15 protein-coding genes and 1 riboswitch are annotated in these 14,658 nt (G+C 63.9%); of the genes, 8 read left to right on the top strand and 7 right to left on the bottom strand.

The window, feature by feature from the left end; translation table 11 throughout:
* Positions 1–12: 12 nt before the first annotated feature.
* The gene (locus tag J2Y41_RS09265; RefSeq protein ID WP_309928167.1) at positions 13–1,386 is read right to left on the bottom strand and encodes a hypothetical protein; all 1,374 of its coding nucleotides are present in this window, start codon (positions 1,384–1,386) and stop codon (positions 13–15) included.
* Between the two features lie 2 nt (positions 1,387–1,388).
* A riboswitch (cyclic di-AMP (ydaO/yuaA leader) is annotated at positions 1,389–1,540 on the bottom strand.
* A 129-nt stretch (positions 1,541–1,669) separates the two neighbouring features.
* Entirely contained in the window at positions 1,670–1,903 is a 234-nt protein-coding gene (locus J2Y41_RS09260) for a hypothetical protein (protein ID WP_224093271.1), read from the bottom strand.
* 47 nt (positions 1,904–1,950) lie between these two features.
* Between J2Y41_RS09260 and J2Y41_RS09255 the strand changes: the two genes are divergently transcribed.
* Positions 1,951–3,018 carry an ATP-dependent DNA ligase gene (locus J2Y41_RS09255; protein ID WP_309928166.1) on the top strand — a complete coding sequence of 356 codons (1,068 nt, stop codon included), beginning with the start codon at positions 1,951–1,953 and terminating at the stop codon, positions 3,016–3,018.
* Between the two features lie 98 nt (positions 3,019–3,116).
* Here J2Y41_RS09255 and J2Y41_RS09250 read toward each other — a convergent pair whose 3' ends face one another.
* From J2Y41_RS09250 to J2Y41_RS09230, 5 genes are all read right to left on the bottom strand, one after another.
* Positions 3,117–3,404 carry a DUF6480 family protein gene (locus J2Y41_RS09250; RefSeq protein ID WP_309928164.1) on the bottom strand — a complete coding sequence of 96 codons (288 nt, stop codon included), beginning with the start codon at positions 3,402–3,404 and terminating at the stop codon, positions 3,117–3,119.
* Positions 3,405–3,528: 124 nt separating this feature from the next.
* Complete coding sequence (locus tag J2Y41_RS09245; protein ID WP_309928162.1) at positions 3,529–4,335, bottom strand: alpha/beta hydrolase; 807 nt, start codon at positions 4,333–4,335, stop codon at positions 3,529–3,531.
* Complete coding sequence (locus J2Y41_RS09240; protein ID WP_309928160.1) at positions 4,332–4,976, bottom strand: maleylpyruvate isomerase family mycothiol-dependent enzyme; 645 nt, start codon at positions 4,974–4,976, stop codon at positions 4,332–4,334. Before J2Y41_RS09240 ends, J2Y41_RS09245 begins: the two co-directional genes overlap by 4 nt.
* Before the next feature lie 55 nt (positions 4,977–5,031).
* A complete protein-coding gene (locus tag J2Y41_RS09235) occupies positions 5,032–5,283 on the bottom strand; it encodes a hypothetical protein (RefSeq protein ID WP_224165694.1) in 252 nt (83 codons plus the stop codon).
* An 80-nt stretch (positions 5,284–5,363) separates the two neighbouring features.
* Complete coding sequence (locus J2Y41_RS09230; protein WP_309928158.1) at positions 5,364–5,807, bottom strand: helix-turn-helix domain-containing protein; 444 nt, start codon at positions 5,805–5,807, stop codon at positions 5,364–5,366.
* Between the two features lie 278 nt (positions 5,808–6,085).
* On the opposite strand from J2Y41_RS09230, the gene J2Y41_RS09225 reads away from it, so the two are divergent.
* From J2Y41_RS09225 to J2Y41_RS09195, 7 genes are all read left to right on the top strand, one after another.
* The gene (locus tag J2Y41_RS09225) at positions 6,086–7,156 is read left to right on the top strand and encodes a LacI family DNA-binding transcriptional regulator (RefSeq protein ID WP_309928157.1); all 1,071 of its coding nucleotides are present in this window, start codon (positions 6,086–6,088) and stop codon (positions 7,154–7,156) included.
* An 80-nt stretch (positions 7,157–7,236) separates the two neighbouring features.
* The gene (locus J2Y41_RS09220; RefSeq protein ID WP_309928155.1) at positions 7,237–8,913 is read left to right on the top strand and encodes an ABC transporter substrate-binding protein; all 1,677 of its coding nucleotides are present in this window, start codon (positions 7,237–7,239) and stop codon (positions 8,911–8,913) included.
* A gap of 167 nt (positions 8,914–9,080) precedes the next feature.
* Entirely contained in the window at positions 9,081–10,058 is a 978-nt protein-coding gene (locus J2Y41_RS09215) for an ABC transporter permease (RefSeq protein WP_224165690.1), read from the top strand.
* 10 nt (positions 10,059–10,068) lie between these two features.
* A complete protein-coding gene (locus tag J2Y41_RS09210) occupies positions 10,069–10,995 on the top strand; it encodes an ABC transporter permease (RefSeq protein ID WP_224093294.1) in 927 nt (308 codons plus the stop codon).
* Complete coding sequence (locus J2Y41_RS09205; protein WP_309928153.1) at positions 10,992–11,945, top strand: ABC transporter ATP-binding protein; 954 nt, start codon at positions 10,992–10,994, stop codon at positions 11,943–11,945. Before J2Y41_RS09210 ends, J2Y41_RS09205 begins: the two co-directional genes overlap by 4 nt.
* Positions 11,942–13,054, top strand: a complete 1,113-nt coding sequence (locus J2Y41_RS09200; protein ID WP_309928152.1) for an ABC transporter ATP-binding protein — start codon at positions 11,942–11,944, stop codon at positions 13,052–13,054. The genes J2Y41_RS09205 and J2Y41_RS09200 overlap by 4 nt, the downstream gene beginning before the upstream one ends.
* Positions 13,051–14,619 carry a glycoside hydrolase family 32 protein gene (locus J2Y41_RS09195; RefSeq protein ID WP_309928150.1) on the top strand — a complete coding sequence of 523 codons (1,569 nt, stop codon included), beginning with the start codon at positions 13,051–13,053 and terminating at the stop codon, positions 14,617–14,619. Before J2Y41_RS09200 ends, J2Y41_RS09195 begins: the two co-directional genes overlap by 4 nt.
* Positions 14,620–14,658 lie beyond the last annotated feature (39 nt).

Here is a 14,658-nt window from a genome sequence, read left to right as displayed (position 1 = left end):
GAAGCCGCGTGCTCATTTCAAGATCCCTGTGGCGCCGTCAAGTATGCCGTCCAGGTCCAGGGGTGAATCGCTGGACGGAGTTGTGGTGCTGGGACTGCCGGTCGGCTTTGGCTTTGGCGCCGGAGCCTGTGTTGGAGTGGGTGCCGGAGTGCCGGTGGGGGTCGGCGTCGTCGTGGCAGGTGGGGTGGTGACCGTGTCCGACGGAACCGGGCTCGGGGCCGGCTGGGTTGGAACAGGAGTTGTCACGCCCGGGACGGGAACAACAGCCGGCGGGACTGCCGAAGGTACCCAAACAGGATCCGCGAGTGAAACTTGCGGAGTCGGAAGGGACGACGACGGCGCCTGGTCGGGTGCCTCTCCTGACGACTGCGTTGCTACGGTTGCCGGCTTTCCGGCCTCGCTGGTGGCCGACGACGCTGAGGCGCTGGCGTAGGACGAGCTTGGTGCAGGGGTAGCCGAAGTTGATTGCCTGCTGTCGCTACCCGTCTTTGCGTCGCTTGCTTCCTGGGCCGGTGTTTCCTGCCCGAAGAAGGGAAGCTCGAAGGCCTGGCTCATGGTGCCAACGGTCAATACCAAGCCCAAGGCCCCAGCGACGACTGCCATGCGCTGGCCCATTGTTTTGACCGAGGCGGCCTTGGTGAGCACGGCGTGTGGTTCATGGCTGAAGGATGATCCACCCAGTGATGAAGCTCCCAGTGATGAAGCTCCGAAGGCAGGGGCGCCGCCAGCCGGGGTTTCGCCAGCAGTTGCCGCCTTACGGGCCGTACCGCTCCCCGATTCCTGGGCGCGAAGGGCCTTTCGGCTTGCGAGACCAGAGGCGGCGGTCGCGGCTGCGGCGAGCTGTGCGGGGCTCTTAGCCTGAACGATTGGGATGGCAGCGGTGGCAGGTTCGGGATTCGCTGCGGGTTCGGGCGCGACGGGTTCGGGCGCCTGAACGGTCGGGATGGCAGCGGTGGCAGGTTCGGGATTCGCTGCGGGTTCGGGCGCGACGGGTTCGGGCGCCTGAACAGCTGGAATCGCAGCAGTTGCCGGCTCAACGGGAGCAGGGTCCGCCGGAGCAGAGTCCGCTGTTGCAGAATCCGCTGGTGCTGTTTCTGCTGGAGCAGTTTCAGTGGGGACTGTCTCAGCAGAAATAGCTGCCTGGGCTGCCCGTTCACGCTCTGCCGCCCGAGCGGCCGCGCGCGTGGTGGGTGCCGCCGTTTGGGGATTGGAAGCAGAAGCGGGAATAGAAGCAGTGGCGGGTTCCGGCGTCGCGCCTGCTAAACCTGCTTCTGCTTCCGGCGTGCTGGTGGAGGATCCGCTGGGTTGGGCCCGACGGCGTCCGGTTGGCTGGGTACGCTCGCGCGCTATTTGGGCGCGGCGCGGCTGGTCCATGGTTGGGGACATGGTGGTTGCCTCTCAACGCCTGCGAGGTTAGCTGTCGGGTTCGGACGAGGCCGTCCGGCCGCACATGGCGGCTTCACCCCAAGGGCCTAGGAAAAAATCAGGCCCGGGAACTCTGGGTCCCCCGTCTCTGCCGCGGGTCTGGCGGATTCCGGTTTGCGGCAGAGCTCGGCGTCAACCCGGAAGCGGCCCAGCGGAGATGAGGGTCGCTCTTCGAAGGTACATGAGCGGCATAGTAAAGTCACATTAATGTAACGGGCGGGACGCCTTCCGGCGCGAAGGTCCGTTAGGACTTAGGCTCCGGGGCCGGAGCCGGGGCTGGCAGCTCGTGCTGGATCCTTTGGACTTGGTGTGCGTAATGGGTCTCGGGTCGAAAAATTTCGTCCGCCACACCAAGCATCCCACCCGTGGCGCCGCGCCGGACTTTACCCTTGCTGTTCTGGCGCAAGACCCAGAACCAAAGGGCCGCAATGAGGGCAGGTGCTGCCAGCACTGCCACTAGTACGGCCAAGATATCCATGGCCCAAGACTAGCTTCCGCCGCGGGCGGCAGGTAGAACATAGTCGTATGGACCTCCCAGTGATGCCGCCCATTTCGCCCATGCTTGCCAAGTCCGTTCCTTCGATCCCTGATGTGGGCCATTTTGAGCCAAAGTGGGACGGGTTCAGGACCATCGTTTTCAAAGATGGCGATGAGATCATCCTGGGTAGCCGAAACGAACGTCCCATGACACGGTATTTCCCTGAGCTGGTGGAAGCCCTTCGGAAGAATCTCCCGGACAAATGCGTGATCGACGGCGAGATCGTCCTGATAACTGGGAACAGGCTCGACTTCGAGGGTCTTCAGCAGCGCATCCATCCCGCCGACAGCCGTGTGCGGATGCTGGCCGAAAGCACCCCGTCCTCCTTCATCGGATTCGACATCCTCGCGCTGGGAGACGAGAACCTTATGGACAAGCCGTTTTCCGAGCGTCGCGCCGCCTTGGAGAAGGCACTGGCCAAGGCTGAGGCGCCCGTTTACGTAACACCGGCGGTGACGGAACTCGATCAAGCACAGGAGTGGTTCGTGCAGCTCGAGGGCGCCGGGCTTGACGGCATACTTTCCAAACCGCTCGAGGGGACGTATCAACCGAATAAGCGCGTCATGTTCAAAACCAAGCATGAACGGACCGCGGACTGCGTGGTGGCCGGATTCCGCTGGCATAAAACGGGAAAGGTTGTCGGGTCGATGCTGCTTGGGCTGTATAACGACGCCGGCCAGCTGCAGCACGTTGGGGTGGTGGCTTCATTTCCCATGGCCAAGCGCGAAAGCCTGGTGGCTGAACTTGAGCCATACCAGACGGAGTTCAGCGAACATCCTTGGGGTCAGTGGGCCGACCAAGGAGATGCCGCCGCTACTGGTTCCCGGATGCCGGGCGCGCAAAGCCGGTGGAGCGGCGGCAAGGACTTCTCCTTTGTTCCCCTTCGGCCCGAGCTCGTCATCGAGGTTGCCTATGACTACATGGAAGGCGACCGGTTCCGGCACACCACCCAGTTTCGTCGATGGCGGCCGGACCGGACTCCGGAGAGCTGTACCTATTCGCAGCTGGAGGAGCCGGCTGACTATGACCTCGGGGAGATACTGAGGCTGCCGTAACCGGAGTTGCCCCCGCTAATACGTTGCTGGACCGCTAATACGTTGCTGGACCGCTCATACGTTGCTGGCCAGCGACGGGACAGCGGCTTGGGGACGAGCTACTCTTCGTGTCCTTGGTCGCTGCTCATGCTGCCCTCCGCGGGTGGGGTTTCGCCCGGCGGTACGCCGCCTCCAGGCTCAAGTCCCGTGACGTTGCCGTCCAGGGGATCGGGGTTGGCGGAAGCTGCTGGATCGTCGTCCTGGTCCTGGCGCATGTCGGGATCCGTGTGGACATCGTCGGTGTCGCCGGCAGTGACGCCAGCGGTGTCGCCTGTTGTGTCGGCTGGCTCGGCGTCGCCGGAAACTCCGAAGGTCCGGGGATCGTCCTCAGGGTCATAGCTGGTCATGGTCACCCTTCCTAAGCAAACTTACTATTGTGCTTGCCCGGCCAGCCTAGTCTCCAGATCGCAAACCCAACAAGGGGCACGCACGCCGGGTTCCGCCGTCGTACATCGGTGCTTGCATCAGTGCCTAACTCTGGCGGGAGGTGGCAGCGACGAAGCTTATGATGGCGTCCGCAACAGCTTTCGGCCGCATGTGCTGGGCGACGTGTCCAACTCCGGGGATTTCAACGAGGCGCCCTTGGGGCACCGCCCGGGAGAGCTTAAGCGCCCACTCCGGCCCGGCCACATGATCGCGGCTCCCTCGAAGGACCAGCACGGGAGTCCGGACTTTGGCCAACTGCTTTTCGGTCGGGTACTTCATCATTACGGGCAACTCGGTGAGGTACCAGCGGGGCCCGCATTGCAGGTAGTCCGTGATAACGATCCAGTTGGACGATGGGCTTTCGCGGAGAAGGCCATCCAGGAACAAGGCCAGCGACTGCCGCCCCACATTCTTGTGGCGTGAGTCCACCACGGGACCCATGAGGACAAGATGCAAGGCGCGTTCAGGCGCATGGAGGGCCGCTTCAATGGCGAACTGCACGCCCATCGAGTGTCCTACCAGGATGTACGACTCGATGCCGCAGGCCTTCAGTGCTTCTGCGATGAACGCGCCGTAATCTTCCACGGACAGTTGCCGCCCGGGCTTGGGAGTACCCGCAAAACCGGGAAGGTCCAGCGAGTAGGTGGGTGCGCCCGCTGCCAGGACGCCGTGAAGGCGCGCAAGGTAGCGGTGCGAGACGCCGATGCCGTGGATAAGGATGTAAGCGGGCTGTGCGCTCCCGTGCGTCCCAGGAGGAGGCGATCCCGCCGTCCAGAGAATCCGACCACCTAGACCGCGAGCCTCGACGTCGGCAGACAGCAGCGTGCTCCGCTTGCTTCGGCGCCCCGTCAAGGCCGGGCCTGTTCCAGGAATACCGGAGCCCCGGGGCCGGTTAGCTCGTCCTCAGACACTGGCCGTCCGGAAACAGCGAGAAGCAGGGAAATGGCCGGTCCTTGAACCTCCGGGCCGTCGCCGTGCTGGAAGTCGGTGTCCGTGGCAACCAGTCGCCAGCCCGCGGCTATCTCCTTGCCGCCGCCGATCCTTGTTGTTGTCTTGACCTGGTAAGCAAGAGCCAGCGCGACCTGCCCGGCCGGATAGTTGCGTGTCATGCCAAGGGGGCGCCGGATGTCTTCGCCATGGACGAACGCTTCCACCAATCGTGTGGCAATCCCCGCCGGTGGTCCCGATGTCCGGGACACTACAGCGCGCAGCGCCGTCAGTGTGCCGCCGGGATCCTTGGCCTTCTCGCGTTCCACCCCCACGGCGTTGTCGCGGTCGAAGTCGAAGCGGGCTTCAATCATTCGCTTGAGGAAGCCCAAACGGGTGGTCTTTGCGCTGTCCACAACGTGCGCCAGTACGTCATGGATGTCCCAGCCCGGGCAAAGTGAAGGCGTCTCCCAGAGTGGCTCGGGGAGCGGTTCCAGATCCTGGATCAGCGCACGACGTTCATCGTGCACGGCGGGCCAAGCGACGGAGCGGGAAGTCGAAGCCATACCGCTATTGAAACAGCCCTGGTTCGGGTTTGGGGCTCTTCGACCCGCCCGCATGCTAATCCCGTGTGGCGTCGTCCGATTCGGCGGGGTCGCCGGCGGCGCGCGAAGCGTCGGGGGCGGCGGCAGCGTCAGCCGCGTCCCGGCGTCGGGCGATCTTGGATTCTGTCCACATGGCGACCGCCACGAACGCGACGCACGCAAACATGAAGGTGGCTACGAAGTTCAATCCCATGGCCGATCCCAAGGGTGCGGCAAGGGCCATTGCGGCCACCCCGGCCACGATATGCCACCCTTTGAAATTGCCCACCAAACAAGCGTAACCCCGGGGTAATCAGGTGCTGGCCCGTTGGCTGGGATCGTTGCTTGATCCTTATCACTCCGACGCTTTTAGTCGCTGCGTGCGTCATTTCCGGCGTCATCGCGGCCGTTGTCTTCGCCCTTATCTCCCACGGAGGTCTCGGCCTGCTTGCGCTTCTGGGTTTCAAGCCACTCCATGATCGCAGCCTGGCGGATTCGCCGGTGCGTGCCGCGGTACTCAACGGGGATTTCTCCGCGGTCGGTCATATTGCGCAGGTAGGTGTGTGAGATGCCTGCGAGCTCCGCGGCCTGGGAGGTCGTGAGCATTTCCTCCACGCTGCTGACCGTGACGGTTTCGCCGCGGCCCAGCCTCGCAAGAAGATCGACGACGGCGTCCCTCGCCTGGTCGGGGAGGCGGTGGACTGTGCCATCGACGAACACGGTGATGTCGTTGCTGTCCTGGAGGGAACGTGCCAGGTTCCGGGCGTCGTCGGCCGGGAGGCCAGCTGTTACGCGGGGAGCTATCAATGCCATGGCAGAAGCCTAGCGCGGTGCCGACTTTGTGGCTGCGGGGGACGGGCTGGTGGCTGCGCTGGACGAGGGGGCTAGCCCGATTCGATGCTTCGCTGTGTGCAAGACGGTAGGAGTCGTCTTCTGCGCAGCGAGTCGTCGAATCGGGCGGAGGCCCCGCAAAAGAAACCCGTTGACAGGAAGTAGGTAACGCGCGTAACCTAAATCACACGTTCCAAGTAACGCGCGTTACCAACATTCGCATTACCAACAGGCATCAGAACCAGGACCCGGAGCATTCAATGGCGAAAAGCACCACCCCCAACAAAGCCGCGGCTGTGCGGCAGCGGGGAGTCACCATGAATGACGTCGCCAAGCATGCCGGCGTCTCCCGGACCGCAGTCTCGTTCGTGCTGAGCAACCGCGAAAATGCCAGCATCTCCGAGGAAACCCGCACCCGTATCAACGATGCCGTGCAGGCGCTGGGCTACCGCCCGAACGCCGGAGCACGTGCGCTGGCATCCCAGCGCAGTGATTGGTACGGGATCGTCACCGAGATCGTGACGGCACCGTTCGCCGTCGACATCATCAAAGGAGCCCAGGACCAGGCATGGATTGATCGCCGGTTCCTGCTCATCGCGCCCTCCGACCAGGCCGATGCCGTAGGACCCAACCAGGGCTTGGAAGATGCCGCCATTGAAAAGCTGCTGGAACAACGAGTGGAAGGACTTCTCTACGCAGCCACTTTTCACCGGGGCGTGCACGTTCCGCAGAGTGCCAACGAAGTACCAACCGTGCTGATCAACTGCTACGACGCGGACGGAAAACTGCCCTCGATCGTCCCTGACGAGCGTGCGGGTGGCAGGGTCGCCGTCGAGCGCTTGCTTCAAGCCGGCCACACCCGGATCGGAATCATCAACCTTGACCCGGTCATTCCCGCAGCAGTTGGGCGATTGGAAGGTGCCCGCGAAGCACTGGCCGTCGCAGGAGTTGAGCTGGACCCGGAACTGGTGGTGTCCGGATACGCAACAGCCGACGGCGGCTACGACGCCGCCTGCCAAATCCTGGACCATTATCCGGAAAAGGACAGGCCAACCGCGCTGTTCTGCCTCAACGACCGCATGGCGATGGGCGCCTACGACGCCATCAAAGAACGGGGCCTGACCATCCCCGGAGACATCGCTGTGATCGGCTTCGACAACCAGGAGCTCATTGCGGCCTACCTAAGGCCAAAGCTGACCACCGTTGCCTTGCCGTTCCAAAAAATGGGAGCCCTGGGAGTCCAGACGCTCGCCGCTCTTACAGCAGGACAGCCGATCATTGCCGACCAGCAATTGGTCGACTGTCCGCTGCTAGAACGCTCTTCGGTCTGACCGCGAAATCAACCTCGAAGAGCAAACCCCTTACCCACCCCTTCACCTTGGACGATGAAGATAGGAAAGAGATAACCATCATGACACAACCCCGATTCCTGAGGTCTGCCCGCATCACGGCGGCCGGACTGGCGGTGGGCGCGATGCTGCTGACCGGCTGTGCCGCCACCGTCAACAAGACCGCCGGCACAGACGCCGCAGCAAACGCGAGCGCGTTCCTCACCATCCCGCGTGAGGACATGGGCACGTTCGTGCAGAACTTCAACCCGTTCGCACCCACCGTCAACCCGATGGTCCAGCAATCCATCTACGAGTCCTTGCTGATCTTCAACCCGGCAAAGGGAGACACGGTGCCGTGGCTCGCGACAGAGTGGAAGGCAGCCGACGACGGCAAATCGATCACCTTCACGCTGCGTGACGGCGTGAAGTGGTCCGACGGCCAGCCCTTCGTCGCTGACGACGTCGCTTACACGTTTGGCCTTCAGAAGAAGATCAAGGGTGGCTACGAGTACCTGGACACCGTGACGGCCGAGGGAACCAACAAGGTCACGTTCAACTTCAACAAGCCGTGGTCCCCGGCCCTTTACGACGTCGGACAGCTCAGCATCCTGCCCAAGCACATTTGGTCCGCGCTGGCCGACCCGGAGAAGGACCCCAACGCCAAGCCCGTGGGCACAGGACCGTACACCGAGGTGGACAGCTTCCAGGCCCAGTCCTTCGTACTGAAGAAGAACCCCAACTACTGGCAGCCGGAAAAGCAGAAGATCGCCGGCATCAAGATGCTCGCTTTTGCAGGGAACGACGGCGCCAACCTCGCCGCTGCGAACGGGGACGTGGACTGGGCCCCGCAGTACATCCCGAACATCGAAAAGACGTTTGTTTCCAAGGACAAGGAACACCGCCAGTACTGGTTCCCGGCAACCGGCGCCATGATCAACTGGCAGCTCAACACCGCCAAGGCTCCCTTCAATGATGTTGACGTCCGCAAGGCGCTCAGCATGGCCGTTGACCGCGAGCAAGTCACCAAGATCGGCATGAGCGGATACGCCAAGCCGGCCGACTGCACTGGCCTCTCCGGCAACTACGAAAAGTGGAAGAACTCCGAGGTCAAGGACAACTGCACCTGGACCAAGCTGGATGTGCAGAAAGCCAACGAGCTGCTGGACAAGGCCGGCTACGCCAAGGGTGCTGATGGCAAGCGCAAACTGAAGGACGGTTCGCCGTTCGAGTTCAAGATCTCCGTGGGCGCGTCTTCTTCCGACTGGCTTTCGGTAGCCAACGTGATCTCGCAGAACCTCGCCGAGGTTGGCGTCACGGCAAAGGTTGACTCCCCGGACTGGGCTGCCGTGGTTGCGGGTTACGAGACGGGCGACTTCGATTCCGGCATCGTGTGGAGCGCCAACGACCCCAGCCCGTACAAGTACTTCAACACCTCCATGGGCACGGCAACCGTGAAGCCGGTAGGAACCAAGACGTTCGACAACTACCACCGCTTCGGTGACACCAAGGCTGATGCCCTGCTGGCTGAATTTGCAGCAGAGTCCGACGAGTCCAAGCAGAAGGACATCGCCAACAAGCTCCAGGAAGAGTACAACGACGTCGCACCGCTGGTGCCGCTGTTCTCCGGCCCGGAATGGGGTGCCTTCAATGACACCCGCTTCACCGGCTGGCCCACCGAGGGCAACCCGTACGCAACCCTCTCGGTACGGTCACCCACCACAGTCCTGGTGCTGACCACGCTGGAACCGCGTAAGTAGTCCCCACCGCCGCCCTAACCTCGCTGCGCTTCGGCCAGGGAACCCGGGCGGCGTGGGCCCAGCCCCGCCGGCTCCGGCCTGCACACCGCCGTCCGGCGGCCGCCGTCCCACGGACCGGCCGCCGGGCGTGCCCCAAACTTTCCGTAATTCCCGAATGGAGGGAAACCGTGCGCTTTATCCTGCGCCGCCTGGGTTTCTACCTGATCGCCTTCTGGGCATCCATCACCCTGAATTTCCTGCTCCCGCGCTTCATGCCCGGCGACCCCGTCTCCCGCATGTTTGCCCGCTCCCAGGACAGAATGCAGCCCGAACAGATCGAGGCCCTGCGCAAGCTTCTTGGCGTGGACGATCGACCCATTTGGGAGCAATACGTCGACTACATGCACAACATCTTCACGGGCCAGATGGGCGTTTCCATCTCCCGTTTCCCAACACCGGTCACAGAGGTTATCTCCTCGCAGATCGGCTGGACCCTCCTGCTGGGCGGAACCGCCTTGGTGATTGCCGCCGTCGTGGGTAACCTGCTGGGCATCCTGGCCGCTTGGCGGCGGGGCGGCGCGATCGACTCGGCACTGCCGCCGGTGCTCGTGTTCATCGGCTCGTTCCCGTACTTCTGGCTCGCTATGGGTGCGCTGTACCTGTTTGGCGTGGTGCTGGGTTGGTTCCCGATCCGCCACGCGTTCACGGATGGTTTGGAGCCCGGGTTTACATGGGAGTTCATCGGCGACGTCGGTGCGCACCTGGTGCTGCCGGCGCTGACGATCGTGCTGGTTTCCATTGGTGGTTGGATGCTGGGCATGCGGAACACCATGATCGCCACGAACTCCGAGGACTACATCACCATGGCCGAGGCCAAGGGTCTTAGGCCCGGCCGCATCATGCTCCGCTACGCAGCCCGGAACGCGATGCTGCCCTCGGTCACGAGCTTCGGCATGGGACTGGGTTTCGTGGTGGGCGGTGCGCTGCTCACCGAGGTGGTGTTCGCGTATCCCGGCGTGGGCTACCAACTCCTCAACGCCGTCCAAGGCCTGGACTACCCCCTCATGCAGGGACTGTTCCTGACCATCACCGCCGCCGTGCTGCTGGCGAACTTCCTGGTGGACATCCTCTACGTCCGCCTCGACCCGCGCGTGCGCAGCAACTAGAGGACTGATCATGACAACCGCACTTCTGAAGCAGCCAACTCCAACCCCGGCTGTCCGCAAGCCAAACCGCAGCTTCGTCCACGGGCTCCTCACCAATAAGAAAGCCATGCTGGGCATGGCCGTGATGTTCGTGTTCATTGCCCTTGCGCTGCTGGCGCCCGTGCTGTTCCCCGGCGACCCATCGCGCATCACCGGGATGGCCTCACTGGAACCCTCCCCGGAGCATTGGCTGGGCACCACCGCCAAGGGACAGGACGTGCTCGCGCTGACCGTCCACGGCTCAAGGAGTTCCTTGTTCGTCGGGCTGACCGTAGGCTTCGCGTCCACATTCGTTGGCATCCTCGTGGGCCTGGCCTCGGCGTACTTCGGCAAGTTCATCGACGAAGCCCTCTCCTTGGTGACCAACGTCTTCCTGCTCCTTCCCGGCCTGCCGTTGCTGGTCATCCTGGCCGCGTTCCTGCCACCGGGCCTTGGCACAGTGATCCTGGTCCTCGTGGTCACGGGGTGGGCCGGTTCGGCACGTGTGCTGCGCTCGCAGGCCCTGTCCATCCGTTCCAAGGACTTCGTGGCCGCTGCCGTGGTGTCCGGTGAACGGGCGGGCCGGATCATGTTCCGCGAGATCCTGCCGAACATGGCCTCGATCGTCATGGGCACGCTGCTGGCTTGCGTCATTTACGGCATCGGAGCCCAGGCTGGCCTGGAGTTCCTGGGCCTCGGTGACGTCAGCACGGTCTCGTGGGGCAACAACCTCTTCTGGGCCGGTAATGAAGGCGCCCTGCTGACCGGTAGCTGGTGGGTGTTCGTGCCCTCCGGTGTCTGCATCGCTTTGGTCGCGTTCGCGCTGGCACTTATCAATTACGCCGTGGACGAGGTTACCAATCCGCGGCTGCGGAAAATCAAGACACCTGCAACCACCGAAAGGAGCGCCGCCAAGTGACTGTCTCCCAAGTCTCCTTCGGCTCCCACGAGCCCGTCCTGGACGTCAGGAACCTCACCGTAAAGTACGTGGGCGATACCCGCTCAACCACCGCCGTCGACCGCGTTTCCTTCAGCATCGGCACCGGTGAGGTGTTCGGGCTGGCTGGTGAATCTGGCTGTGGGAAGTCGACGATTGCCAACTCGATCATGCGTCTCCTGAAGGACCCGGCCAAGATCGCCGGCGGCAGCATCCGCTTCGGCGGCAAGGACGTCCTGGCCATGAGCCCGGAGGAACTGCGGCGCTTCCGTTGGCAGGACGTGGCCATGGTGTTCCAGTCGGCCATGAACTCGCTGAATCCGGTGCTGACCATCGGCGAGCAGATCGTGGACATCTTCACCACGCACGCCGGCTACTCGCGCAAGGAATCGCTCCGCCGTGCGGGCGAGTTGCTGGAGCTCGTGAGGATCGACCCCGCGCGCCTGAAGTCCTATCCCCACCAGCTCTCGGGTGGCATGCGGCAGCGCGCAGTGATTGCCATGGCCGTTGCCCTCAAGCCGTCGCTGCTGATCCTGGACGAACCAACTACTGCGCTGGATGTGGTGGTGCAGCAGGAAATCATGGCGCAGATCAAGGAACTCCAGCGCGAACTCGGGTTCTCCGTCCTCTTCATTACCCACGACATGTCCCTCATGGTGGAGCTCTCGCACCGCATGGCCGTCATGTACGGCGGCCGGATCGTCGAAACCGCCAAGGCGCAGGACGTTTACGCCAACCCGCGTCACCCCTATACACAGGCGCTCATGAGTGCGTTCCCGCCGCTCACTGGTCCTCGCGTTCCGCTCACGGGACTGCCCGACGGCGTGAAGTTCCGGAACATCCCGGACCTCACCGAGGTGGCGCCCGGGCACCTCGTGGCACCGTTTGGTGCCGACACTGAAGCACTTGTTCTGGAAGGAGTCGCACCATGAGCCACTCTGCACTGTCCCCTGCGATCGAAGGCGCGGCGCGCCAAGCCGCTGCTTCCGAAACACCTGCCCTCGAAGTCCGCGGTCTGGGCAAATCATTCCCCATCGGCGGCTTGTTCTCCCGCCAATCCGTCCGGGCCCTGCACGGCGTGGACCTCACCATTGGCCGCGGCGAAATCGTGGCACTCGTGGGGGAGTCCGGCTCCGGCAAGAGCACCCTGGCCCGCTGTGTTGCCCGGCTCGAAAAGCCGAGCTCCGGCGCGATCCTGGTTGACGGCGTCGACGTCCTTAAGCGCGACCGGTTCCAAGTGTCCCGCGCCTTCCGGTCACAGCTGCAGATGGTCTTCCAGGATCCGTTCGGCTCGCTGAATCCGGCCCACAGGATTGAGCATTTCCTGCGGAGGTCGTTGGCCATCCACGGGAAGGGCGGCTCGGAGTCCCAGACCCAGCGCAGTCTTGACGAGCTCATGACCACCGTGGGCCTGCAGGCCGACATGCTCAACTCCTACCCGCATGAACTTTCCGGCGGGCAGCGGCAGCGCGTCGCGATCGCCCGTGCCCTCGCCGTGGAGCCGCAGGTCATCCTGGCTGATGAACCCACCTCCATGTTGGATGTGTCAGTGCGGATTGGCGTGCTGAACCTGATGCGCAAACTCCGCGACGAGCAGGGCATCTCCATGCTCTACATCACCCACGACCTCGCCTCGGCACGCTACCTGGCGGACCGGACAGCGGTGATGTTTGCCGGTGAGCTCGTGGAGGAAGGGGAGTCCTTGGACCTGTTGGCCAACCCCGCCCACCCCTACACACAACTGTTGGTTTCTGCCGTTCCGGACCCGGCCCGCGCCGGCTCCTACGATCCCGTTCGCCGCGCTGAACTGCGACAGGCCGTCATGGCCTCCACGGGCTGCGCTTTCGACGGCGATCCCCACCAGGCCTGCTCCGCTTCCGAACCTGTACGCCATCAAGTAGGCGATCCCGCAAACCGCCATTGGGTGCGCTGCCACCTTTACCGGCCGCGGGCTGGAGCGGGCGGACACGCGCTGGCGACTGAACCCGTGGCTACTGAACCCGTGGCGACCGAAAAGACTGACAAGAAGGCTTCCGCATGACTGAACTGACCCACCCGCTCGCCATCGTGCCCCGGGACGAGCTGGTTGCCCGCGCCGAGTCCGACCCCCTCCGACCCCGCTTCCACTTCGTTTCCCCAGCGGGCTGGCTCAACGATCCCAACGGCGTGAGCCAGTGGAACGGCACCTACCACCTCTTCTACCAGTACAACCCGGAGGGCGCCTTCCACCACCGCATCCAGTGGGGCCACGCCACCAGCAGGGACCTCGTCACCTGGACGGACCAGCCGGTGGCCCTGGAACCGTCCGCGGGTCCGGACGCCGACGGCTGCTGGTCAGGTGTGTTGGTGAACGACGGCGGTACGCCCACCTTGGTCTATTCGGGCCGGCTCGGCGAGCGCGAACTGCCCTGCGTTGCCGTGGGATCCGCCGATCTCATGAGCTGGACCAAGCTGCCCGAGAACCCGGTCATCGCAGCCCCTCCTGCGGGGGTGGACATCACAGCGTACAGGGACCACTGCGTGTGGCGCGAGGGAACCACGTGGCGGCAACTGGTGGGCTCGGGCATTCGTGGGCGCGGCGGCACGGCGTTCCTGTACGAGTCCTCGGATCTGCGTTCGTGGGACTACATCGGGCCCCTGTTCATTGGCGATGCATCCCAAGGCGATCCCGCCGATACTGACTGGACCGGGACCATGTGGGAATGCGTCGACCTGTTCAGGGCGGGTGGAGGTGCTCTGGGAGCTGACTCGCTCGGTTCTGTTCAGCCGGACGCCGATCCTGATGTGCTGGTTTTCTCCGCGTGGGACGACGGCGAGACCCGTCACCCGTTGTATTGGACCGGTCGCTATTCGGGAGATTCCTTCCAGCCTGCAGCCCTGCACCGGCTCGACTACGGCGGACGGTTCTTCTACGCTCCGCAGTCGTTCGAGGACGGGTCCGGGCGGCGCATCATGTTCGGCTGGATGCAGGAAGGGCGTAGCGACGCCGCGATGGTGGAGGCCGGATGGTCTGGCGTGATGAGCCTGCCGCGCGTCACCACCTTGGCCAACGACGGAACCCTGACTTTTGCGCCTGTCCCTGAAGTGGAGAAGCTCCGCCGGGATCACGTCAGCGTTCCGGGACAAGTCCTGGTGGGCTCCGGCAAGCCCCTGGATACGGGAGTGTCCGGGAACCAGCTGGACCTTGAGCTGGAAGTGCAGCTGGCACCGGGTGCGGTGCTGCGGCTGGGCGTGTTGGGGTCGGAGGATCGCGCTGAGGAGACGGTAGTCCAACTAAGCCGCGATCTTGAGGGCGAAAACGGCACGCTCAAACTGGACCGCACCCGCAGCAGCCTGGCTCGAGCCGATGCGGGCCTGGCCCTGGATGTGGAGGACAAGTCCGGCCCCGTTCCGATGCCCGACGGACGCGTGCGCCTTCGTGTCCTGGTGGACAGGTCCGCCGTCGAGATTTTCGCGAATGGCAAGCCGCTCACTGCCCGTGTTTACCCGACGCTGGGCGGGGAGCGCGTGACCCTCTCGGCGGCTGAGGGAACCGTCCGCGTCCTGACCTTCGACGCCTGGACCATGGCCGACATCTGGGGAGGACCGCGCCCGCTCTTCCCCTAGCACCGCCGCCCAAACCATCCCTCTCTCATATCCCGAGCG

The sequence above is a fragment of the Arthrobacter sp. 1088 genome (genome assembly GCF_031455315.1).
Classification (GTDB): Bacteria; Actinomycetota; Actinomycetes; order Actinomycetales; family Micrococcaceae; genus Arthrobacter.
Note: the sequence above shows the minus strand (reverse complement) of the source record. Positions and strands in the feature narration are given on the sequence as shown.